Below are 23,359 nucleotides of genomic sequence, written 5' to 3' on the forward strand. Positions count from 1 at the left end.
CAAACCCGGCGTGTCTTCGCAGCAGTCTCGGGCTGCGAAGACACGTTGCAATACCCCGCATCCAGCACCCCGCAGCACACCCGCTACCCGCGCGATTAAAATAACCACAATGAACGCGCGCGTTGCAGGCCATCAGTCCTGCATCTCATTGCGCGACACTCCACGCGCCCCGCCATGAATGACGATCAACTCCTCCGCTATTCCCGCCACATCCTCGTCGACGAAATCGGCATCGAGGCGCAGCAGCGTTTTATCGACGCGCACGCGATCGTCGTCGGCGCGGGCGGCCTAGGTTCGCCTGCTGCGATGTATCTCGCTGCGGCAGGCGTGGGCCGCTTGACGCTAGTCGATGCCGATACGGTTGATCTGACCAATCTGCAGCGGCAGATTCTGCATGTGACTGCCTCGGTGGGTCGCAAGAAGGTGGAGTCCGGGCGCGACGCCATCGCCCGGATCAACCCCGAGGTAGTGGTCAACGCCGTGGCCGAACGCGTCGACGATGGGTGGCTCGATCGCGAGGTGCCGCACGCCACCGTCGTGCTTGATTGCACCGATAACTTCGCCACACGCCACGCGATCAACCGTGCCTGCGTGCAACATGGCGTGCCGCTAGTGTCGGGCGCGGCCTTGCGCTTCGACGGCCAGATCAGCACGTTCGATTTCCGCGACGAAGCGTCCCCCTGCTACGCCTGCGTGTTTCCGGAAGACCAGCCGTTCGAGGAAGTCGCGTGCTCCACGATGGGCGTGTTCGCGCCCACGGTCGGCATCATCGGTTCGATGCAGGCCGCCGAGGCGCTCAAAGTGATCGGGGAAATCGGCACGCCGCTGGTGGGCCGCCTGACCATGCTCGATTCGCTGCGGATGGAATGGAACACGATGCGCATTGCGCGTCAGCCGGATTGCCCGGTGTGCGGGCAACGGCATCGGGCCTGAACATACAGGACGCTGAATGAGAAACGCCGCACATGTGCGGCGTTTCTCATTCGAACCCCACTGCAGTTTCAATTTCAGGCCAACGCCACCCGCTTGAGCGCCGCCTGCACTTCTTCCGGCTCGAACGAAGCCAGCACATCGGCCACCGGCTTCTCGAGTGTCTTCAGATGCGAGCGCAGCACTTCCTGCTTGACCACCAGCAACTGGCTCGGATGCATCGAAAACTCAGTCAGCCCCATGCCGAGCAACAGACGCGTCAACGCCGGATCGCCAGCCATTTCACCGCACACCGACACCGGCACACCCGCGCGCTTCGCCTCGCGCAGCGTGAAAGCGATCAGATGCAGCACCGCCGGATGCAGCGGGTCGTACAGATGCGCGACCGCGTTATCCGCGCGATCGATAGCCAGCGTGTACTGAATCAGATCGTTGGTGCCGATCGACAGGAAATCGAGCCGCTTCAAAAACAATGGCAACGCGATCGCGGCGGCCGGAATCTCGATCATCGCGCCGACTTGTACGTTCAGATCGTAGGCGATACCGGCATCGTCCAGCTGGCGCTTGGCTTCGCGAATCAAATCCAGTGTCTGGTCGATTTCCTGCGCGTGCGCGAGCATCGGAATCAGAATCTTCACGGTGCCGAACGCCGATGCGCGCAGAATCGCCCGCAACTGCGTCAGGAACATCTGCGGCTCGGAGAGGCTCCAGCGAATCGCTCTGAGCCCCAAGGCGGGATTTGCGGCGGTTTCGTAACCGTCGCCCCCGCCCATCGAATCGAGCGGCTTGTCGGCGCCCACGTCGATCGTGCGGATCGTCACCGGCAAACCGTTCATCAACTCGACCGCACGACGGTAGGCCGCAAACTGCTCTTCCTCTTCCGGCAGGCGGTGCTTGTGATTCATGAACAGAAACTCGGTGCGAAACAGGCCCACGCCGGTTGCACCCGAATCGACCGCGCCGCGCGCGTCGTCCGGTAACTCGATGTTCGCCCACAGTTCAATGCGTGTGCCGCACAGCGTCTGCGTCGGCGAAAACTTCAGCCGCTGCAGCTTGCGCTGTTCCAGCGCCTTTTCGCTTTGACGGTATGAATACTCTTCCAGCACGATCGGCGCGGGATCGACGATCACAATGCCGTGATCGCCGTCGACAATGATCAGGTCGTCCTGCCGGATCAGCGCGCTCGCATGCTGCACGCCGACCGCGGCGGGAATACCAAGACTGCGCGCGACAATCGCCGTATGCGAAGTCCGGCCGCCGAGATCCGTGACGAAGCCCTGAAACGTTTGCGTTTTGAACTGCATCATGTCGGCCGGCGCGATATCGTGCGCAACCACGATCATTTCGTCGCAAGCGCCGTGCACGCCGCCCCCCAACGCCACCGAGGCGCCGGCAAGCGCCTTGAGCACGCGCTCCACCACCTGCTCGATGTCGGCTTTGCGCTCGCGCAAGTATTCGTCTTCGATGTCGTCGAAGTGGCGTGACAAGCGTTCGAGTTGTTCGGTCAGCGCCCACTCGACGTTGTAGCGGCGCGTGCGGATCAGGTCGATCGTTTCCTGCACGAGCATCGCGTCGTTCAGGATCATTGAATGAACATTGATGAACGCGCCCATTTCGCTGGGCGCGTCTGCCGCGAGATCGGCGCGCAACGCGTCGAGTTCATGATGCACACGTTGCTGGGCCGTGCGAAAACGCTCGATCTCGCTCTCGATCTGGGCGGGTTCGATCAGATAGTGGTCTACGTCAAGTGCAGCCGGGGCGATCAGATAAGCCCGCCCGATGGCGATACCGCGTGACACGGGAATTCCATGCAGCGTGAAGGACACGCGCACCTCCTCTAGTTGTGTGATGCCGCGGCAAACCGCTGCAATGCTCTCAGACTGTCATCGTCATTATAAATTCCGCGCCCTTTGCAGGTATGCCAAGGCTGTGTGCAGCGCAGCACGAATTACCGCAAGCGACCACGACACTGCACCTTCAATGAGCTTGCAGAGCCGTCCACGCACTGCCGGACCCGCCGGCTCCTGCCCTCTCCCCGCCGCTCATGCTCCAATTGTCACGCGCTAAAAAAATGCCGCGGACAGCCGCGGCATTGTGCTTCAAACAAAGTCAGCGCGCGACTTCATTGACCCTCGCCAAATTTATCGGCAATCAGTTTCAATAATGCGTCCATCGCTTCTTTTTCGTCCGCGCCTTCCGTTTCGATCAGCACCGTGCTGCCGATACCCGCGGCCAGCATCATCACCCCCATGATGCTCTTGGCATTGATACGGCGGCCGTTGCGGCTCATCCAGATTTCCGCCTGGTAGTTGCCCGCGAGTTGCGTCAACTTGGCCGACGCACGCGCGTGCAGCCCCAGCTTGTTCACGATAGTCGTTTCCTGTTGCAGCATGTGATGGTCCGAAGCGCGGGTAAGTGTTGTAGTGAAAGGTGAAACTGCAACCTGTGGCAAACCGGTTGCAACCGGTCAAAGCCGTTCGATCCGCTTACAGCCCGGTCGAGCCGGCTTTCTGAGTCAGGTCGGCCTCGGGCGGGAGGGCGGGCAAACAGTCGGCGGCAGCGGCAGCGGGCGGCAACGCCGGCAAACAGTCACCGGAATCCGCGGCGGGAGCGACCGGCGCCGGCGTGGCGGGCCCGATGGCGTGAACGCCCTTGGTGGCGCCCGCGAGCGCTTTGTCGACGAGCGTGTCGAGCGGCGTGGCACGGTAACAGACCGCGCGCACCAGCATTGGCAGATTGACGCCGCATAGCACGCGTACATTCGGCACCGAAGCGAGCCGCCCGGCGATATTCGCCGGCGTGGCGCCGAACATATCGGTGAGCACGAGTGCGCCGTTTTCTTCCTTGAGCCGCTCGATTTCCGAATGCGCGAAGGCGACCTGCTGCGCGGGATCGCAATCCGGCGATACGTCGATGACACCGATGCGAGCCGGCAAGCCACCGTAAATGTGCGAAATACAATCGCGCAACGCGGTGGCGAACGGAGCGTGCGCGATGATCAGAATGCCTGCCATATCAGCCTTACTGCAAAAGAACGGCCCCGAACCGTGAACCGGGACGAAGCCCGATTCGCAAGCGCCCCAGACCGGCCGTGGGTCATGAGGGCCGGAATGCACCATTTGACGAACGGCCCGCAGCGCCTGAAGCCGTTGCAGCACCGCCGGGAAATTGCCCGTTCACAGTCCGCAACCCTTGCCTGCGGCGTCCGGCAGACGCCATCGATTCGGCTTGGCGCGGGAGAGCGGGCATTGTATCAGGCCCATTTTCGCGCCAAAGCCGGTGTTTCGCTTGATGCGGATTTACTACACAGTTTGGGGGCCATGGCGGCCATTCAAGGGCGGCGCTTTTACGCTGCCGCGCGTTCGAGTGCGTCGATGAACATCGCTGCGACGTCGAAGCCCGTCTGATCCATGATCTCGCGGAAACACGTCGGGCTCGTCACATTGACTTCGGTGAGCCAATCGCCGATCGCGTCCAGGCCGACCAGCAGCAAGCCGCGCGCGGCGAGCACCGGCGCGAGCGTGTTGGCGATCTTGCGATCGTGGTCGGTAAGCGGGCGCGCCACGCCCAGACCGCCCGCCGCGAGATTGCCACGCACTTCATTGCCCTGGGGAATACGCGCGAGCGAAAACGGCACCGCCTGGCCGCCGATCAGCAGGATGCGCTTGTCGCCATCCTTGATGTCCGGGATGAATTTTTGCGCCATTACCGAACGCGCGCCGTCGTGGCTCAGCATCTCGATGATCGAGCCGAGATTCATGCCGTCGGCCTTCACGCGGAACACGCCCATGCCACCCATGCCGTCGAGCGGCTTCAGGATCACGTCGCCATGCTCTTCGTGGAAGGCGCGCAAGCGGGTAGCGTCGCGTGTGACCAGAGTCGGTGTAACGAACTGCGCGAATTCGCCGATCGCCAGCTTTTCCGAGTGATCGCGAATCGCCTGGGGCTTGTTGAAGATGCGCGCGCCGCCGCGTTCGGCCATTTCCAGCAGCCACGTCGACGTCACGTATTCCATATCGAACGGCGGGTCTTTACGCATCACGACCGCGTTGAAGCTTTTCAACGAACGCGGCGCGGCCGCCTCGGGTGCGTACCATGTGTCGCGATGCAGGTCCGTCACGTCGCCGACGATCGCAAAGCGCTGCACGTTCGCCTCGACGTCGCCGCCCGTCCACGCCAGATGCTTCGGCTCGCACGTGTAGAGCGTGTGACCGCGGCGCGCGGCTTCGGCCATCATCGCGTAGGTCGAGTCTTTGTAGATCTTGAACTGCGTAAGCGGATCGGCGATGAAAAGAATGTCCATGGGAATTCCGGTGCGCCCTTAGGGCTTGGCTTTGATCGTCAATATAGTCGCTGAAAATGACGATGGCGGCACGCATGCCGCCATCGTCCACCTCGCGTGGCTTAAACCTGAATCGCTTCCGGATCGGTCTTTTCCAGTTCGACCGATGCGGCCAGCAACCCGAGCCGCGCCACCACGCCGTACATATAGAAGCGATTCGGCACCGCCGCGCCGGGCTTGGCGTGCGCATCCGGCAGCGCCGTGTGCTCGAAGCCTAGCGGCACGAAGTGCATGCCGGGCGCGTTCAGATTCTGATCGCGCTCGCGGCTGCCGTGCACGCGATAGAAGCCGCCCACCACGTAACGGTCGATCATGTACACGACCGGCTCGGCGACTTCTTCGCCGATCCGCTCGAAGGTGTACACGCCTTCCTGCACGATCACGTCATGCACTTCGAGCCCATCTTTGGTGGCGGCCATCTTGGCGCGCTCGCGCTTGGTGAGCGCGGCCACCTCAGACGCATCGTGCACCGTCATCACGCCCATGCCATAAGTGCCCGCGTCCGACTTGATGACGACATACGGTTTCTCGGAGATACCGTACTCGCGATACTTCTTGGCGATCTTCTTCAGGACGCCGTCGATCGCATTCGTCAGCGCTTCCTCACCGGTGCGTTCCTGGAAATCGACGCCTTCGACGTGGGCGAAGTACGGATTGATCATCCATGGATCGATCTCGACCATCTTCGCGAACTTCTTCGCGACGTCGTCATAACAGGAGAAGTGCGTCGACTTGCGGCGAACGGCCCAGCCCGCATGCAACGGCGGCAGCAGATACTGCTCGTGCAGGTTTTCCAGCACGGGCGGAATACCGCCCGACAGGTCATTGTTCAGCAGAATCGAGCACGGATCGAAATTCTTCAGGCCGAGGCGCCGCTGCGAACGTTCGAGCGGTTCGAGCACCAGCTTCTGGCCGTCGGACAGTGCGATCGTGACCGGCCCGACGATGCTTTCGTCGAGCGTGCCGAAACGCACGTTCAGGCCTGCCTGGCGCATGATCGCGGCCAAACGGGCGACATTCTCGAGATAAAAGGCGTTGCGCGTATGGCGCTCGGGGATCACCAGCAGATTTTTCGCGTCCGGGCAGATCTTCTCGATCGACGCCATCGCAGCCTGCACGGCAAGCGGCAGTACTTCCAGCGGCAGATTGTTGAATGCGCCGGGGAACAGATTGGTGTCGACCGGCGCGAGCTTGAACCCCGCGTTACGCAGATCGACAGAACAGTAGAACGGCGGCGTGTGCTCCTGCCATTCGAGCCGGAACCAGCGTTCGATGGCGGGTGTAGCGTCGAGGATCTTCCGCTCGAGGTCGAGCAGCGGGCCGTTTAACGCCGTAACTAGGTGCGGAACCATTGATCACTCGCAGACTGGAGAAAAAAGATTGTAGAGCAAATGCTTTGTCCATTTGGGGACGGTTTCTCCATTCGCAAGCGCACGCGAATGCATTCTCGCTATCGCCATGATAGGCGGGGGAAACTGCTGATAACAAGATAGCCAGCAAGAAAAAAGCCCGCCATAAAGGCGGGCCGAAGTCGCTGCGCTTGCTTCTGATCCGTCAAGCCTTGGAACTCGACCTTGCGTAGAAAAATCCTTATTCGACGTGTTCGCCGTGCAGGCTCACGTCCAGGCCTTCGCGTTCCTCTTCTTCCGTCACGCGGATGCCCATCACCATGTCGATGGCCTTCAGCAAGATGTAGCTCACCACGCCGCTGTAGATCAGCGTCGTCAGCACGCCCTTGGCTTGCAGGATCACGCTGCCGTCCGCGCCGCCAATGTCCTTGACTGCGAACACACCGGTCAGGAGCGCACCCACGATACCGCCGACGCAGTGCACGCCGAACGCGTCGAGCGAGTCGTCGTAACCGAGCTTGTGCTTGAGCCACGTTGCCGACCAGAAGCAGACCACGCCGGCCACGATACCGATGACCAGCGCGCCGAGCGTACCGACGAAGCCCGAAGCCGGCGTAATCGCCACCAGACCTGCCACCGCGCCCGATACGATACCGAGCACCGACGGCTTACCCTTGGCGGCCCATTCAGCGAACATCCATGCGAGTGCTGCTGCTGCGGTTGCCACTTGCGTTGCGAACATCGCGAAACCGGCACGGCCGTCAGCCGCCACGGCCGAACCCGCGTTGAAGCCGAACCAGCCCACCCACAGCATGGCGCCGCCGATCAGCGTGAGCGTCAGGTTGTGCGGCGCCATGGCTTCCTTGCCGAAGCCGATACGCTTGCCGAGCACCAGCGCGCAGACCAGCGCCGCGATACCGGCGTTGATGTGCACCACCGTGCCGCCCGCGAAGTCGAGGATGCCCGCGCTAGCCAGCCAGCCGGTCGGTTCCCAGACCATGTGCGCGATCGGCGAGTAGACGATGATCGACCACAGCGTCATGAACACCAGCATCGCCGAGAACTTCATACGGTCGGCAAACGCGCCCGTGATCAGCGCCGGGGTAATTATCGCGAACGTCATCTGATAGACGCAGTAGACCGTTTCCGGGATCGTCGGCGCGAGGTGGCTGACGGTCAGCGTCGTCGCCTTGTCGCCCTTGATGTAGTTCATGCCCGCCATGAAGACGCGCGAGAAGCCGCCGATGAACGAGTTGCCCGGCGTGAAGGCGAGGCTGTAGCCCACCACGACCCAGACGATCGTCACGACGCAGGTGATCGCGAAGCTTTGCATCAGGATCGCGAGCACGTTCTTCTTGCGGACCATGCCGCCGTAGAACAGCGCGAGACCCGGAATCGTCATGAACAGCACGAGCGCGGTGGAGGTCAGCATCCAGGCGGTGTCGCCCGAATTGATCTTCGACGAATCGACCGAGAACGGCGCGGTCGGCGCTGCGGGCGCGGCGGCAGCGGATGCGGCCGATGCATCAGGGGCGGCTGCGGCGCTGGCAGCCGGTGCGGCGGACGCGTCGGCGGCCGGCGCCGAAGCCGCGGCGGCGGCAGGTGCGGCCGAAGCGTCCGGCGCCGGCGCACTCGCCGTCGTGTCGGAAGCAGCGGCCGAGGCGGCCGCGGGAGCGGAAGCGTCGTCCGCAAGGGCGGCGCCGATACCGCCCGCGAGCAGCGAACCGGCCATCAGCAAGGACATCAATAATTTGCGCATCTTCGTTTCCTCTTGTCGCTGTCTGTGTCGCTATCTTTTGGTATTACAGAGCGTCTGCGCCGGTCTCCCCGGTGCGAATCCGAATCACTTGTTCGATCGGGGTGACAAAAATCTTGCCGTCGCCGATCTTGCCGGTGCGCGCCGCGCGCTCGAGCGCCTCGATCGCCTGGTCGACGATGTCGTCCGAGACCGCTGCCTCGATCTTCACCTTGGGCAGGAAATCGACGACGTATTCGGCTCCTCGATACAGTTCCGTATGCCCCTTCTGACGGCCGAAACCTTTGACTTCGGTCACCGTAATGCCCGAGACGCCGATGGCCGACAAGGCTTCACGCGCCTCATCGAGCTTGAACGGCTTAATGATTGCGGTAATGAGTTTCATGACATCCCTCGCTTAGTTGCTTAACCCGTTGCGTAACCCGTTTGCGTACCTGCAATCCGTTCGCGTGGTCTCGTTTCGCCGCCGGCAAAAAGCACCCGACAGTGCGCGCGGGGCAGTAAAAGCAACTCGCATGCCATGTTGTGTCAGACTTCACCCACGGCCCACGGCCAAAGGGACGCAAGCGGCCCTGGCCGGATGGCCAACGTGGGTGGGGCATGGTGGCGCGGCGGATGGATCGTTGCTAGAGTGTTCGAAGGCATTTAACGTATGGGCGCGCACCAAAGGGGCTCACGCGGCAGCGGCAGGCAACAGGCCATGCACCAAGGCGGCCCATTCGCGGTGACGAAGCACAGACGTAACGAAACATGCACATTTTTTGTGCACCAAAGGGAACACCATGAAACAACCGAATGATGTCTTTAACGATTTTCAGGCGCGCATGAGCGAGCTGTTCAAGAACTCGCCGGCCAAGGATGTCGAACGCAACGTCAAAGCCATGCTGTCGCAGGGCTTTTCGAAGCTCGATCTGGTCACGCGTGAGGAATTCGATACGCAGACCCAGGTGCTGGTGCGCACTCGCGCACGGCTCGAAGAGTTGGAGCGCCGTGTCGCCGAACTCGAACAGAAGCTGCCGGTCACGACGCAAACGTCCTAAGATTTTGCTCGCAGCTCACTAGCTGCGCAGTGCTGCACATCACTGGCAAGCGAGCCGTGACGTCATCAGCGTTTTAGGGGACTCGCGCGCGCCCTAGGCGCGCCGTCCGACGGGAGAAAACATGTCGCTTGCCGTGGTGCGCAGTCGCGCGCCGGCCTCTGGCCGCGCGCCCGAAGTAACCGTCGAGGTCCACCTCGCGAACGGATTACCTTCTTTTTCGATTGTCGGCCTTCCAGACCTGGAAGTGCGCGAAAGCCGCGAGCGTGTCCGCGCGGCGCTGCAGAACTGCGGCTTCGATTTCCCCGTCCGGCGTATCACGGTCAATCTCGCCCCCGCCGATTTGCCGAAGGAATCTGGCCGCTTCGATCTGCCGATCGCTCTGGGCATTCTCGCGGCGAGCGGCCAGATTCCGGCGGAGTCCCTCCTGCATCGCGAATTCGCCGGTGAACTGTCGTTGACCGGCGCGCTGCGGCCGATGCGCGGCGCTTTCGCAATGGCTTGCGGCACGGCGCGCAGCGGTGTTTCTCATGGCAGCCTCGACGGCGCTTCCCGTTGTGCTTCCATTCGTGTTCCTTCGGGCGAAGAGGGGGCGTCCGAGATGCGCGTTCAATCAACCCCGCAACTCTACCTGCCTGCGGCCAGCGCGGCCGAAGCCGCGCTCGTGCCCGGTGTCGACGTCTACGGTGCGCCCGATCTGCCGTCGCTCTGTGCGCATCTAGCGGGAGCGCCCGATGCGCGGCTCTACCCTGTCGCCGCGCCGGATCTCAGCGAAAGCGCAACGGTCGCCGTCCCGGACATGACCGACGTGATCGGCCAACGCGGCGCGCGCCGCGCACTTGAGGTTGCCGCGGCCGGCGGCCATCACGTCCTGCTGATCGGGCCGCCAGGGGCGGGCAAATCGATGCTCGCCGCCCGCTTGCCGAGCCTGCTGCCGCCCATGACGGACGACGAAGCGCTCAGTTCAGCCGCATTACTGTCCGCCAGCCGGGCCGGATTTGCGCCCTCGCAATGGCGGCAACGGCCGTTTCGCGCGCCGCATCATTCGTCGAGCGCGGCAGCACTCGTCGGCGGCCGCAATCCGCCGCAGCCCGGCGAGATTACGCTGGCACATCTGGGCGTGCTGTTTCTGGATGAGCTGCCGGAATTCGACCGCCATGTGCTGGAAACCCTGCGGGAGCCGCTCGAAGCCGGCCGCATTACGATCTCGCGCGCCGCCTTGCAAGCGGATTTCCCGGCAGCCTGCCAGCTGATCGCAGCAATGAACCCCTGTCCATGCGGATGGCGCGGCGACCCCAACGGCCGTTGCCGCTGCACGCCCGAGATCGCAGCACGCTATCTGCGCAAACTGTCTGGACCCCTGCTCGACCGGATCGACATACAGCTCGAGATTCCGGCGCTCACGCCGGCAGAGCTGTCGGCACGCTCCACTGTCACCGGTGAAACAAGCGCGGCCATCGCGCAGCGGGTGAACGCCGCTCGTGAGCGGCAACTGGCCCGGCAGGGCAAAACCAACCGGGAACTGGGCGGACGCGAAGTCGACGAGGTCTGCCGACCCGACGCAGCCGGCGAAGCCCTGCTGCGCGAAGCCGGCGAGCGCTTCGGCTGGTCAGCGCGTGCGTACTACAGAGTCCTGAAGGTAGCGCGGACCATTGCCGACCTCGCCGGCGCAGCAATGCCGAGCGCCTCGCAGATCGGCGAGGCCATTCAATATCGCCGTGCTTTTGGGTCGCTATAAGGCGAAAAATCGGCTGTCAAGACTTGACTTATGCACAAGTGCGCGTTCCAGATAGATTTCGAAACATCTGAAAGGTACGCTGCGACGAAGATCTGAAGAGCATTGATTTAATTGGAATTTTTCGATTGTTCCAAGCGGGTTCAAACTGACAGAATGCCCACGGGATGGGCATCTGCGGCAAAAAATCTGGAGTTCTCAACAGAGTTATCCACAGCCGTTGTGAGTAACCGAAAAACTTCAACGTAAACCGGGAATTAGCGCGCGATCCTGCCAAGGAACTTTCACTCTGCATGACGATCCATCGTGCGCCGAATCGGCCAAAGCTACCGCTCTCAATACAGTTTGAACGACGAAAAAAACTGATCGATCTGCTCCTGCTGCAGCGGCTTGGACGCGATGATGGCCGCTTGATAAACATGCCTGCCTCGCGCCACCAGGCGCGCATAGACGGTGCGCGTTTCTTGTTGCGAACCGGCCTTGCCGCTCAGTTTCATTTCCAGGCCTGGCACCTGGCCGCCCGCGGCGAGCGGGATTTGCACGGCGTGCGCGTCCGGCGCGGCCCCCACGTTGCGAGCGAGGCCGGTGCGCAGGAATTCCATGGCCGCGTGCCGGGTCGCTTCGTTATCGTTCGGCAGCATCACGGTGCCGACCGCGAATACGGCGTCGCCGGCTTCGGCTGTCTGCATCGCCATCTGCATCGGCGTGCCGTCGATCTGGACCGTGCGCTGATCGTTGCCCGGCTTGGCCGGCAAGTCGACGGTGTAGCCGTTGTCATTGTTCATGATGGTGCGCCAGTCGAAGGTCGGCGAACACGCAGTCAGGGCGCCGCCCAGCGCCAGCGCGCAGGCCGCCGTCCCGAGTACTGCACGCGCCCGCTGCAAACGGGAAGCGGCGCCCGAGGGTGGGCCGTCGACCCGAAAATGATGCGGGGAACGACCAGCGACGGGACGGCCAGACGAGATTCGAGCGAGGAAACGAAACACGGTTCGGAGCATGGGGACAGAAGATCGGGCTGACGAGAATGTAAAACCCTATTATCCGCTGCCGGGCCACGCTCTGCCTTGCCGCCGGAATGGCGCTACAATAGCGACGCCAAGCAGTCCCGGGCTTAAAGCCCAAGCCGACGCACTGTTCCGCGCGTGCTGCGCGACTCTCGAGGTTCCGTTCATGAGTTCCACCCCATCCACCGCCGCTCGCCGCGCGAGTCCGATTCGCTACATCATTCTCGCCGCAGTGGCCGTCGCGATTGCGATTGCCGGCTATTTCGCGTTTGCCGGCCAAGAGCGCGTGCCTGATGCGACCTTCACGTTGCTGTCGGGCCAGAGAGTCTCGACTGCCGATTTGAAAGGCAAGGTCTATCTGGTCAACTTCTGGGCCACCAGTTGCGACACCTGCATGAAGGAAATGCCGCAGATGGTCCAGACCTATAACCGCTTCAAGGGCAAAGGGCTCGAATTTGTCGCCGTCGCGATGAACTACGACGCGCCGATGTACGTGGCCAACTACACGCAAACCCGCCAGTTGCCGTTCAAGGTTGCGATGGACGATGGCTCGGCTGCCAAGCAGTTCGGCAACGTTCAACTCACGCCGACCACGTTCCTGGTCGACAAAGACGGCAAGATTCTGAAGCGCTATGTCGGCGAGCCGCAATTCGCGGAACTCGACCAGTTGCTGGAAAAAGCGCTGAACGCGGCCTGATTGCCGCCTGATTGCCACGAAAAGCCTGAAGTAACGCGCCCTGATTCAAACATGCCGGCGTTGCACCTTGCCGCCGGCGCTTCAAATTCTCACCGCTCCCCCTCCCCTTTGGCCGCAAGACCATATCGCTTGATCTTCTCGTAGAGCGTCGCCTTTCCAAGCTGCAGCTTGTCTGCCGCGACCGCGACTACACCGCCGGCCTGCTCCAACGCCTCCGCGATCACCACCCGCTCGAATTGCTCGACCCGCTCCTTTAACGGTTGCGTTGCCGCGCCATCGTCGGCGAAAGACATGACCGGATCGTCAGCGACGCCTAGCACGAAGCGATCTGCGGCATTGCGCAGTTCGCGCACATTGCCAGGCCATTCGCGCTGCATCAGACTCGCACGCTGCCGGTCCGTGAGAATCGGCGCCGGGCGTTGATAACGCACCGCCGCATCCAGCAGAAAGTGCTCGAAGAGCGGCACGATGTCCTCGCGCCGCTCGCCCAAGGGCGGCAGCGCGATCGTCACCACGTTCAACCGGTACAGCAAATCGCGGCGGAACGATCCGTCCGCGACATGTTCAGCCATGTCACCCTTCGCGGCAGCGACTACACGGCAATTCACGCGAATCGGCTGATTCGAGCCCAATCGTTCCAGCACGCCGTCCTGCAGGACACGCAGCAGTTTGACCTGCAACGCGAGCGGCATGCTCTCGATTTCGTCGAGGAACAGCGTGCCGCCGGAAGCATGTTCGAGCTTGCCGATCCGGCGTTTTGCCGCGCCGGTGAATGCGCCCGGTTCGTAGCCGAACATTTCGGATTCGAACATCGGCTCCGGCAGCGCGCCGCAGTTCACCGCGATAAACGGCTTGTCACGCCGCGGCGACAGTTCATGCAGACTGCGGGCGATCAACTCCTTGCCCGCACCCGTGTCGCCATTGATCAGCACCGACGCGTCCGTCGGCGCGACATTCGCGATCAGCCGCCGCACCTGTTCGATCGCCGGACTACGGCCGATGATGCGCGGCGCCACCGTGTTCTGCCCGGCCAGTTCACGGCGCAGCGCGGAGTTCTCCAGCACCAGCGTGCGGCGCTCCAGCGCACGCCGCACGGTTTCGATCAAACGTTCGGAGGCAAACGGCTTTTCGATGAAGTCATAGGCGCCGTCACGCATCGCTTGCACGGCCATCGAAATATCGCCGTGTCCGGTGACCAGGATCACCGGCACGTCGGGCGCGCGCTCATGGCACTGCGCGAGCAGTTCGAGGCCGCTCGCGCCCGGCAAGCGGATATCGCTGACGATTACGCCGGAGAAGTCCGCGCTGATCATCCTGGCCGCGGACTCCGCCGACGCATGGCCGACCACGTCGAAGCCCGCCAGTTGCAAACTCTGCACGCTGGCGCGCCGCACCAGTTCGTCGTCTTCGATATACAGCACTTGCAAGCCGTGGTTCAGCATGTCGTTCTCATCTGATTCAGGAACCCGTGGTGAGCGGGTCCGATGTGTGACTCGTCTGCACGCGCGCGCGGCGCAGCGTCAACACGAATAATGCACCGCCGTCCGGTGCGTTGCGCGCCACCAGCGTGCCGCCGCAATCGCGCGCGATCGACGACGAAATCGCAAGGCCCAGCCCTAGCCCGTGACCCATTTCCTTCGTCGTGAAGAACGGTTCGAAGAGGCGCGGCAGCACGTCATCTGCGATGCCGGGGCCGTTGTCGCTCACGGCCAACGACAAGCTCGACTCAGCAACTTCGACCTCGATCGAAATGCGCGGCGAGTTCGTGCCCGCCGTTGCATCGAGCGCGTTGCCGAGCAGATTGATCAGCACCTGTTCGAGTCGAAGATCGTCGCAATGGACAATCAGTTCGGGATGATCGTCGGCGAGATGCAGAGGCGTGCGCACGCCCGTCACAGCATCGAGCAAAGCGAACTCGACTTCGACGCCCTGCAGGCGCTTTTGCAGCAGCGCAACCACATTGCGCAACGCCCGCATGATCGGCGCGCGCGCACTGCGAGGCCGCGCCCGTCCGACGAATAGTTTCAGCTGATTGGTGATCTTGCCCATGCGCTCGGTGAGCGCCGCGATCGCTTCGAGATTTTCGCGCGCCGAGGCTTGATCGCCACGTTCGAGCAACACGCGCGTGTTGTCCGAGAAGCCCCGAAGCGCCGCGAGTGGCTGATTCAATTCATGCGTGATGCCGGCCGCCATCTGACCGAGCGCGGCGAGCTTGCTGGCCTGAATCAGTTCATCGTGCGCGGCGCGCAGTTCCTGTTCGGCCCGCGTGCGCTCGGCCACTTCCTTCTGCAACTGTTCGTTCGCCTGCGACAGATCCGCGGTGCGCTCGGCCACTCGCTGGTTCAGTTCCGCGTAGGCTTTTTGCAGCAGCGCCCGGCTGCGCATCACCTCGCGCACCCGAGCGCGGCGCATTCTCCAGTAGAACGCCAGCAACACGAGCGATACATAGCCGAAACCGGTGACGATGGTCGCGTTGCGTGCGTCGGCATCGACCGGATCGACCGGCGACATCGTGATCAGATGCCAATCCGGCTCGCCCGTGCCGCGCCGCGACGCGAGATAGCGCGGCGCATAGCGGCCACCGCCGATGCGCACGATCTGCGCACCGCCTTCCAGCGTGCGTTGGATCGTTACCGGCAGCGGCGCAATCGGCTGCTGTGCGTATTGGCGAGCCTGGTAGATCGAATCCGCGACCTGGCCTGACAGCGGCCGGATCGTGTGATATTTCCACGCCGGTATCGACGAGAGAAAGATCACGCCGTGATCGTCGGTGACCACCAGCGGCTCGAACGCATCCGCGCCCTGAAACCATTCCAGATCGAGTTTGACCACCGCCACGCCGACGATCTTGCCGTCCCGTCGCACCGGTTGCGAAATGTAGTAGCCCGGCGCCTGCGAGATCGTGCCGATGCCGAAGAAGCGGCCCACGCCGCCCTTCACCGCATCGAGAAAATACGGCCGGAAATGATAGTCGGCGCCGATGAAGCTGCCCGGCCCGCGCCAGTTGCTCGCGGCGACGCAATAACCGTCGACAGGAATGATGTAAGTGACCGTCGCCCGCGCGTGGCGGTTGAGGTCCTCCAGATAGCGATTGGCTCGCTCGACGTTAGCTGGACTGGGATCGACCAGCACGTCTTGCACGATAGGATGTTCTGCGAGCAGATAAGGCAGCGACTCGTAGCGTTCGAGCGTGCTTTTCAGCGCGCGGGTCGTACGATCGACCCGCACGGCGGCGTTGCGCCGCAAATTGTCGATCCCGCTCTGCCACGCAACGCTGTAGGTGAGCCAGCACGCCGCCACGAGCCCGACGACGAGCGCGAAGAGGATCAACAGGCGGCGCGTCACGTTGGCAATTCCCGATCGGTGAGGATCGGATATTGTGGCATAAGGCGACGCGCCGTCGGCGCGAGCTTCGTCGGCCGACGGCGCGGGCTCCCGGCGCGCGGCCGCCGCTTTCATACGGGGGCGGCCGCGGCCGTGATAGGGATCGTGGCAGGCCCGGCTTAAACGCTGGCCGGTTCTTTGAGCGCCACTTCACCTCGCAACGCGGCGTTCAGCTTGTTGCGGTCCAGTTCCTTTTCCCACGCCGACACCACCACGGTCGCCACGCCGTTGCCGACAATGTTGGTCAGCGCACGGCATTCGCTCATGAAACGGTCGATGCCGAGAATCAGCACCATGCCCGACAGCGGAATGGTCGGCACCACGGCCAGCGTCGCGGCCAGCGTGATGAAGCCCGCGCCGGTCACACCGCTCGCGCCCTTCGAGGTCAGCATCGTCACCGCCAGCAGCGTCAACTGTTGCGTCCACGTGAGGTCGATGTTGGTCGCCTGAGCGATGAACAGCACGGCCATCGTCATGTAGATGTTGGTGCCGTCGAGATTGAACGAATAACCGGTCGGCACCACGAGGCCCACCACCGAACGCGAGCAGCCGAGCTTTTCGAGCTTCAGCATCAGTTGCGGCAGCGCGGCTTCCGACGAGCTCGTACCCAGCACGATCAGCATCTCTTCCTTGATGTACGCGACAAAGCGCAGGATGTTGAAACCCACCGCACGCGCGATGATGCCGAGTACGACCACCACGAACACGATCGAGGTGAGATAGAACGTGCCGATCAGCTTGAGCATCGGCAGCAGCGAGCCGATACCGTACTTGCCGATCGTGAACGCCATCGCGCCGAACGCGCCGATCGGCGCCAGCTTGGTGATGATGCGCACGATGCCGAACAGCACATGCGAGAGGCCGTCGATGAAGTTCGTCACGACCTTGCCCTTCTCACCGGCCGTGGCCAGCACCGCACCGAACAGCAGCGCGATCAACAGAATCTGCAGGATTTCGCCCTGTGCGAACGCGGACACGAGCGTGTCCGGAATGATGTGCATCAGGAAGTCGACCGTGCTCTGGCCGTGTGCCTTCGCGGCGTACGACGCGACAGCCTTGCCGTCGAGCGTAGCCGGATCGATGTTGAAGCCGACGCCCGGCTTCAGCACGTGCGTCGCGATCAGGCCAAGCACCAGTGCGAATGTCGAGACGATTTCGAAGTACAGCAGCGCCTTGCCGCCGACGCGCCCGACCTTCTTCATATCCTCCATCCCGGCGATACCCGTCACCACGGTACAGAAGATGATCGGCCCGATCACCATCTTGATCAGCTTGATGAAGCCGTCGCCGAGCGGCTTCATGTCGACGGCGAAGTCCGGGGAGTAATGACCGAGCGCGATGCCGATGATGATCGCCACGATCACCTGGACGTACAGCACTTTGTGGATAGGTTTCTTCACGATGTTTCCTGCGATATGGGTGAGCTCAAGGCCTGTCACGCTGCGCATCATGCGAACGAATAATCGTCACGCCTGTGCACGGCATTAGGCCGCGACAAGACGACGAATTCAGAAATACCGGGAAGGGAAATCAGACATCGTTGTCTCCTTGCTTTAGTTGTCGGACCGTTGCGGCCGCGCTCTCTATTTCGCAAGGTCGATGCCAGCTTGATGCCGGGAATAGTGCTTTGATTTTTATAGATTTTTTTCGCGCGCCACGGCACTCGCCGTCCGGGATTCCGGAAATCCGGACGAGGGGTGTCGGGGAATCCAGAATCCGTCGGCGCCGTGACCTCGGGAAAACCCCGAGGGTTTTTCAAGAACGCTTTCGCTCAAGAAAAGCGCCGTCTGAGCGCGTCTATGCTTATGCGCCGCCTTCTTCGAGCACCAGCAGGTTCTCGTGCGAGAAACCGAGCGACACAGGTTGGCCTCTCTCGGGCAAGCCGCGATTCGGGTCATTGAATACATCGAGCGAAATCACCGCGTCTTTTACGCGTGCTCGGATGCGCACCACCGCGCCGAGGAAGTTCACTTCTTCGACAGTGGCGTTCAGCGTATTGCGGCCGGGCGCAGCGGGCTCCAGCACGATGGCTTCAGGCCGCAGCGCGAGCATGCGCTTCTTGCCCGCGTCATCCGGCGGCAGTTCTTGCGTGGTGGTCAGCTCCTGGCCGTCGACGGCCATCTTGCCGGTCGCCGGATCGATCACGTGGCCGGCCAGAATATTCAGTGTGCCGACAAACGACGCGACAAAGCGCGTGCGCGGATAGTTGTAGATCTCCGAAGGCGAGCCGATCTGTTCGACGCGCCCCTCGTTCATGACGACGATGCGGTCGGAAATAGACAACGCCTCTTCCTGATCGTGCGTCACGAAAATCGACGTGATGCCCAGCTCACGCTGCAACGCGCGAATATCTTGTCGCAACGAGATGCGAATCTTCGCATCGAGCGCGGAGAGCGGCTCGTCGAGCAACAGCACCTGCGGCTTGCCGGCGAGCGCACGCGCCAACGCGACCCGCTGCTGCTGACCACCTGACAATTGCCAGGGATAACGCTCGCCGAGATGCGGCAGCTTGATGAGTTGCAGCATCTCCTCGACGCGCTTGCTGATCTCCGCTTGAGGACGGTGCGTGATCTTCAATCCGAAGCCGATGTTGTCGGCCACGGTCATATTCGGAAACAGCGCATACGACTGAAACACCATGCCGACTTTGCGCTGCCGCGTACGCAGATGCGTCACGTCTTTGTTATCCAGCCGGATGATGCCGCGCGTCGGCGTTTCGAAGCCGGCGATCATCCGCAACACCGTGGTCTTGCCGCAGCCGGACGGCCCAAGAAACGTGATGAATTCGCCGCGTTCGATCTGCATGTCGAAGTGATGCAGCGCCGTATTTGCCCCGAAGGACTTATGCAGATTTTCGATCTCAAGGAATGCCATGATTCGCTGCCTTAGTCCGTCAAATTTTCTGGCCGCTAAGCGCGCGGGCCGAGCCGAATACCTGAATCAAACCCATCGACGCCCACGTGATCACGAACGCGATGATCGCGAGCGCCGACGGCTCATACGCGCGGTTCGCCCCGATCAATTGCAGGTACGGTCCAAACGCGGGCCTATCGAGCAGACTTGCCAGCGTGAACTCGCCGATCACCACGGCAAAGGTGAGAAACGCGCCGGACAGAATGCCCGAGCGGATGTTCGGGAAGATCACCTTGAAGAGAATCGTCGGCCAGTTGGCGCCGAGACACTCGGCGGCTTCGGTCAGCGAGCGCACGTCGACCGCGCGCAAACCGGCATCGACCGCGCGATACATGTAAGGCAGCGAGAGCGTCACGTAGCCGAACACCAGCAGCACGTCGGTGGCGCGTTCGTTACCGGTGAGCGGCAGAATCGAACTGCTGTTATAGATGCGCAGATAGCCGAACACGATCACGATCGCCGGCACCACCAGCGGCAACAGTGTGATGAATTCGACCACGGGCCGCAGCCGCGGCAGCCGCAATTGCACCCAATACGCGGTCGGCACCACCAGCAACACGCCGACGATAATCGTCAGCACCGCCATCAGAATCGAATAGCCGAACGAAGCCTGAAAACGTGGATCGGCCAGCACGACGCTATAGGCTTCGAAGCTATAGACGCCGCGTTTCATGCGCAGGCTGAATTCGAATGTCGCGATCAACGGAATCAGGAAGTACAGCGAACCGACGATCATCGCGGTCCACGCACCCACACGCGATTGGCTTTTCATCGACGCCCCCTTTCAGCGCGTGAACGCAGCCAGATGTAGCCGCCATTCGACAACCCCGTCACCAGCACCATGCCGAGCGCGAGTGCGTAGCCGAGGTTCTGGTTGTGCATCACGTCGCCGCGAATCTGCGCATACAGCAGGATCGTGACGATGTTCAGCGAGCTGCCGGTCAGCGCGTAAGCCGTAGCCACCGCGCCGAACGAATTGGCGAACAGCAGCAGCGTCGCGCCGAGCACGCTCGGCCACAGCACCGGCAACGCTACGTGGCGCCAGTATTGAAAAGCCGTGCCGCCGAGGCAGTCGCAGGCTTCGCGCCATTCGCGCTTCAGGCCGTCGAGCGCGGGCGTGACGATCAGCACCATCAACGGAATCTGGAAGTACAGGTAGGTCAGCGTCAGCCCCGAGAAGCTCAGAACGCTGAAGCCGGTCGAGTACAGATTGAAGCCAAGGTATTTCTTCAGCAGCACGGTCACGAGACCCACGCGCCCAAGCGTACAGATGAAAGCGAATGCAAGCGGCACGCCGGCAAAGTTCGAGGCGACGCCGGAAAACGTCATCAGGGTCGGACGAATCCAGCCCGGCAGTTTGCCTTGCACCGCGGCCCACGCGAGCAGCGAGCCGATCAACGCGCCGCCGAGTGAGGACGCAGCGCTCACCTTGAAGCTGATCCAGTAGGCGTCGATCACCGTGGGCTGGAGCAGGTCACGGAAATTGGCGAGCGTGAAGTGGCCTTGCGAATCCTGGAATGCGCCGACCATCAGAAAGCCGGTCGGCAGAATCAGGAACAACAGCGCGAAGGTGAAAAACGGCACCACGCCGATCCAGGCGAGAAACTGCGACGCGCGGCCCGGACCGTCGACGCGAGGCGTTGGCGTGGGCACAGGCGGAACCAGCAATTCCGGCTGCACCGACCCTGCATCCGATGAAGCGCTCATAGCTCACCCTTGGGGCTTTCTGGCTAACGGCTGGCGCGCCGCTCGTGTCGAGCGGCGGGCGGCCCATAAAAACCGCACGTTGCGGTTAGAAGTCGCGGCGCATGCAGCGTGCGGTTGATCGCTGTTCCACTGCCGCCGCAACCGCTTGCGCCGCCAGGATTACTTGACGTTCGCGCCGACCGCTTCGTCCCAGTGCTTCGTGATGGTGTCCTTGTAGGCGTCCTGTTGGGACAGCGTCGGGAACACCACGTTCTTGTACGCCGACGGCGGCGGCAGCTTGTCGAGCAACGCTTGCGGGACCTTCTTCGCAGCGACCATTTCGTTGTAGCGCATCGGGTGGCAATAGCCGGTCAGCCAGCCGATCTGGCCTTCGTCCGAGTACAGATACTCCATCCACAGCTTGGCGGCATTCGGATGCGGTGCATAGGCGCTGATCGCCTGAACGTACACACCGGCGACCACGCCCGTTTTCGGAATCACCACCTGCACCTTCGGATTGCCCTTCAGCGTGTCGCGGTCGGCCAGCGCGTTGTAGTCCCAACGCACGACGATCGGCGTGGTGCCCTGCGCGAGCGATGCCGCCTTGCCGATCACCGGCACGAAGTTGCCGTTCTTGTTCAAGTCGGCGAAGAATTTGAGACCGGCTTTGTCGGCCTTGCTGACATCGCCCTTGCTTTGCGACAGACCTGCTGCGAACACGGCCTGGATCGCCTGGTTGGCCGAACGCGGGTCGCCTGCCAGCGAAACGGCGTTCTTATAGTCCGACTTGAGCAGATCGCTCCAGTCGGACGGCGCCTTGTCGATCATGTCGGCGTTCACTTCAAACGACAGCACGCCGTAGTAATCGCCATACCAATAGCCGTCGGCGTCTTTCGAGTCTTTGGGAATCGAGTTCCATGATGCAACCTTGTACGGCTGCAGCAAACCCTCGGCCTTCGCGGACGGACCGAACGACAAACCCACGTCGATCACGTCAGGCGCCTGCGGACCCTTGTTGCCCTTGTTCGCCTTGATGGCTTCGACTTCGTCGCCCGAACCCGCATCCGGATTCAGTTCGTTGATCTTGATGCCGTATTTTTTCTGGAAGCCGGCCACCAGTTGGCCGTAGTTGCACCAGTCGTGCGGCAAGGCGATCACGGTGAGTTGGCCTTCCTGCTTGGCGGCGGCGACCAATGCGTCGAGCGGCGCGGCCGAAGCGCTGCTTACGCCGGCTGCGGCGACACCCGCAGCGGCCGACATCGAAAGTATGCGAGCTAACGCGGTGCGGTTCATAGTCTTCCCCATCCTCTGCCGAAATTGCTACGTTTGGAAAATTTCTAGTTGCCAGCTCTATGAGCGCGCGCCTGTGCAAGCTCGCATTCGCGCGCCCGCGCCATGCTCAGGCCGGGTTCGCCGGCGCCGAAAACATGTCGTGTTCCAGTCTATCAATGAGATCGGTACAAATCATGTCGACGCCCCACTGCGCGAGCAGCCGCGCACGCCCCGGGTCGTTCACCGTGTAGGCGAGCACGCGCAATCCGGCCGCACGGATCTCCGCGACCAGCGGCTCGGTCAGATGCCGGTGGCTCGCGTGCAACGACACACAGTCCAGTTCACGCACAATGCGCAGCCAGTCCGCCGGCACCTCTTCGAACAGCATGCCGCGTTGCAACGAAGGCGCCGCATCGCGGGCGGCTGCGAGCGCCTCGAACGAAAACGACGAAAGCAGCGGCGGCCTCTGCCCTTGCCAAAGCGTCAGCGCACCGCTCGCGACCAGGCGCCCGGTGATCCCATCGCGGCCCGGACACGGTTTGATTTCGATGTTGGCGGCAATGCCGTCACGCGCACAACGCTCGGCGGCTTCGGCGAGCGTCGGCAGTCGTGTGCCGGCGAATTGCGGGCCGGCCCAGACGCCGGCGTCGAGCACGGCCAGTTGCGCCCACGCGTGTTCAGCGGCGGCGCCGTGACCGTTGGTGGTGCGTTCCAACGTGTCGTCGTGCAACAGAAAGAGGTGATTGTCGGCAGAAAGCTTGGCGTCGAACTCGACCATGCGGTAGCCATGGCGCACGCACGCGTCGAACCCGGCAAGCGTGTTCTCCGGCGCCAGCGTACCGCCGCAGCGATGCGCCACCAATCGCGGATACGGCCAGTCCGCGGATAAAGCGCGATCAATTCCCTTTCCCACATTCGCCACCTTTGCCACGTCTCGTTTCCTTTCAGATAGAGCGGATTAAAATTTGCTCTCGACACGTTCCCAGCTACGGCTGCCGCCATGATGCACGCTGTTCCACGCAGCCTTCCCGCGAGAGCCCCGCGTGTAGTATCGCGCTAACGGGCGACGCTGCGATAGCTGGCCGCATGGCCAAGGCTGCAAACCCCGCCGCTGCGCTGCAATGTCATTGTCAGGATGACGAACCGTACGGTATGCCAGCAACACCGCATACAGCGGCGAATTGTGCAGCCGGCAAACCCCACGATCCATTATGGCAACGGCATGGGTCAATCAAAATGCCAAAAAACGCCGCA

At 62.4% G+C, this 23,359-nt stretch carries 20 protein-coding genes; 4 read left to right on the top strand and 16 right to left on the bottom strand.

From position 1 onward, the window contains the following. Nucleotides 1-174 precede the first annotated feature (174 nt). Complete coding sequence (locus tag ACAX43_RS12865; RefSeq protein ID WP_370708771.1) at nt 175-933, top strand: ThiF family adenylyltransferase; 759 nt, start codon at nt 175-177, stop codon at nt 931-933. Between the two features lie 74 nt (nt 934-1,007). On the opposite strand, the gene ptsP is transcribed toward ACAX43_RS12865, so the two are convergent. The 7 genes from ptsP to ACAX43_RS12900 form a co-directional block, all read right to left on the bottom strand. Continuing rightward, a complete protein-coding gene (ptsP, locus tag ACAX43_RS12870; protein WP_370708772.1) occupies nt 1,008-2,756 on the bottom strand; it encodes a phosphoenolpyruvate--protein phosphotransferase in 1,749 nt (582 codons plus the stop codon). Nucleotides 2,757-3,052: 296 nt separating this feature from the next. Then, on the bottom strand, nt 3,053-3,322 hold the full coding sequence (locus ACAX43_RS12875) for an HPr family phosphocarrier protein (protein ID WP_007179472.1): 270 nt from the start codon (nt 3,320-3,322) through the stop codon (nt 3,053-3,055). A 94-nt stretch (nt 3,323-3,416) separates the two neighbouring features. Further along, nucleotides 3,417-3,944 carry a PTS sugar transporter subunit IIA gene (locus ACAX43_RS12880; protein ID WP_370708773.1) on the bottom strand — a complete coding sequence of 176 codons (528 nt, stop codon included), beginning with the start codon at nt 3,942-3,944 and terminating at the stop codon, nt 3,417-3,419. 332 nt (nt 3,945-4,276) lie between these two features. Further along, entirely contained in the window at nt 4,277-5,233 is a 957-nt protein-coding gene (gshB, locus tag ACAX43_RS12885) for a glutathione synthase (RefSeq protein ID WP_370708774.1), read from the bottom strand. 101 nt (nt 5,234-5,334) lie between these two features. Beyond that, nucleotides 5,335-6,624 (bottom strand): glutamate--cysteine ligase, encoded by a 1,290-nt coding sequence (gshA, locus tag ACAX43_RS12890; RefSeq protein WP_370708775.1) that lies wholly within the window; start codon nt 6,622-6,624, stop codon nt 5,335-5,337. A 238-nt stretch (nt 6,625-6,862) separates the two neighbouring features. Beyond that, the gene (locus ACAX43_RS12895; RefSeq protein WP_370708776.1) at nt 6,863-8,380 is read right to left on the bottom strand and encodes an ammonium transporter; all 1,518 of its coding nucleotides are present in this window, start codon (nt 8,378-8,380) and stop codon (nt 6,863-6,865) included. 43 nt (nt 8,381-8,423) lie between these two features. Continuing rightward, nucleotides 8,424-8,762, bottom strand: a complete 339-nt coding sequence (locus ACAX43_RS12900; RefSeq protein ID WP_006048089.1) for a P-II family nitrogen regulator — start codon at nt 8,760-8,762, stop codon at nt 8,424-8,426. A gap of 397 nt (nt 8,763-9,159) precedes the next feature. Here ACAX43_RS12900 and ACAX43_RS12905 point away from each other — a divergent pair, with 397 nt between their 5' ends. After that, a complete protein-coding gene (locus ACAX43_RS12905; RefSeq protein WP_074285568.1) occupies nt 9,160-9,417 on the top strand; it encodes an accessory factor UbiK family protein in 258 nt (85 codons plus the stop codon). Between the two features lie 121 nt (nt 9,418-9,538). Beyond that, on the top strand, nt 9,539-11,152 hold the full coding sequence (locus tag ACAX43_RS12910) for a YifB family Mg chelatase-like AAA ATPase (protein ID WP_370708777.1): 1,614 nt from the start codon (nt 9,539-9,541) through the stop codon (nt 11,150-11,152). 332 nt (nt 11,153-11,484) lie between these two features. On the opposite strand, the gene ACAX43_RS12915 is transcribed toward ACAX43_RS12910, so the two are convergent. Continuing rightward, nucleotides 11,485-12,147, bottom strand: coding sequence for a hypothetical protein (locus tag ACAX43_RS12915; protein ID WP_370708778.1), 663 nt, complete (start codon nt 12,145-12,147; stop codon nt 11,485-11,487). Nucleotides 12,148-12,319: 172 nt separating this feature from the next. Between ACAX43_RS12915 and ACAX43_RS12920 the strand changes: the two genes are divergently transcribed. Next, entirely contained in the window at nt 12,320-12,850 is a 531-nt protein-coding gene (locus ACAX43_RS12920; RefSeq protein ID WP_370708779.1) for a TlpA disulfide reductase family protein, read from the top strand. Nucleotides 12,851-12,939: 89 nt separating this feature from the next. Here the strand turns inward: ACAX43_RS12920 and ACAX43_RS12925 are convergent, their stop codons facing one another. The 8 genes from ACAX43_RS12925 to ugpQ all read right to left on the bottom strand — a co-directional run bounded on the left by ACAX43_RS12925 (nt 12,940) and on the right by ugpQ (nt 23,018). Beyond that, nucleotides 12,940-14,292: a sigma-54-dependent transcriptional regulator gene (locus tag ACAX43_RS12925; RefSeq protein ID WP_370708780.1), complete on the bottom strand. Its 1,353-nt coding sequence runs from the start codon at nt 14,290-14,292 to the stop codon at nt 12,940-12,942. A 16-nt stretch (nt 14,293-14,308) separates the two neighbouring features. Then, complete coding sequence (locus tag ACAX43_RS12930) at nt 14,309-16,309, bottom strand: ATP-binding protein (RefSeq protein ID WP_370708781.1); 2,001 nt, start codon at nt 16,307-16,309, stop codon at nt 14,309-14,311. A gap of 44 nt (nt 16,310-16,353) precedes the next feature. Then, nucleotides 16,354-17,634 (bottom strand): dicarboxylate/amino acid:cation symporter, encoded by a 1,281-nt coding sequence (locus ACAX43_RS12935; RefSeq protein WP_370708782.1) that lies wholly within the window; start codon nt 17,632-17,634, stop codon nt 16,354-16,356. Between the two features lie 403 nt (nt 17,635-18,037). Then, nucleotides 18,038-19,108 (bottom strand): ABC transporter ATP-binding protein, encoded by a 1,071-nt coding sequence (locus tag ACAX43_RS12940; protein WP_370708783.1) that lies wholly within the window; start codon nt 19,106-19,108, stop codon nt 18,038-18,040. A gap of 19 nt (nt 19,109-19,127) precedes the next feature. Continuing rightward, nucleotides 19,128-19,919 (bottom strand): ABC transporter permease, encoded by a 792-nt coding sequence (locus ACAX43_RS12945; RefSeq protein WP_370708784.1) that lies wholly within the window; start codon nt 19,917-19,919, stop codon nt 19,128-19,130. Further along, the gene (locus ACAX43_RS12950; protein ID WP_370708785.1) at nt 19,916-20,854 is read right to left on the bottom strand and encodes an ABC transporter permease; all 939 of its coding nucleotides are present in this window, start codon (nt 20,852-20,854) and stop codon (nt 19,916-19,918) included. Before ACAX43_RS12950 ends, ACAX43_RS12945 begins: the two co-directional genes overlap by 4 nt. Before the next feature lie 159 nt (nt 20,855-21,013). Then, nucleotides 21,014-22,126 (bottom strand): ABC transporter substrate-binding protein, encoded by a 1,113-nt coding sequence (locus ACAX43_RS12955; protein WP_370708786.1) that lies wholly within the window; start codon nt 22,124-22,126, stop codon nt 21,014-21,016. A 106-nt stretch (nt 22,127-22,232) separates the two neighbouring features. Then, nucleotides 22,233-23,018 carry a glycerophosphodiester phosphodiesterase gene (gene ugpQ, locus ACAX43_RS12960; RefSeq protein ID WP_370708787.1) on the bottom strand — a complete coding sequence of 262 codons (786 nt, stop codon included), beginning with the start codon at nt 23,016-23,018 and terminating at the stop codon, nt 22,233-22,235. Nucleotides 23,019-23,359 lie beyond the last annotated feature (341 nt).

It is taken from the genome of Paraburkholderia sp. IW21, assembly GCF_041321145.1.
Classification (GTDB): domain Bacteria; phylum Pseudomonadota; class Gammaproteobacteria; order Burkholderiales; family Burkholderiaceae; genus Paraburkholderia.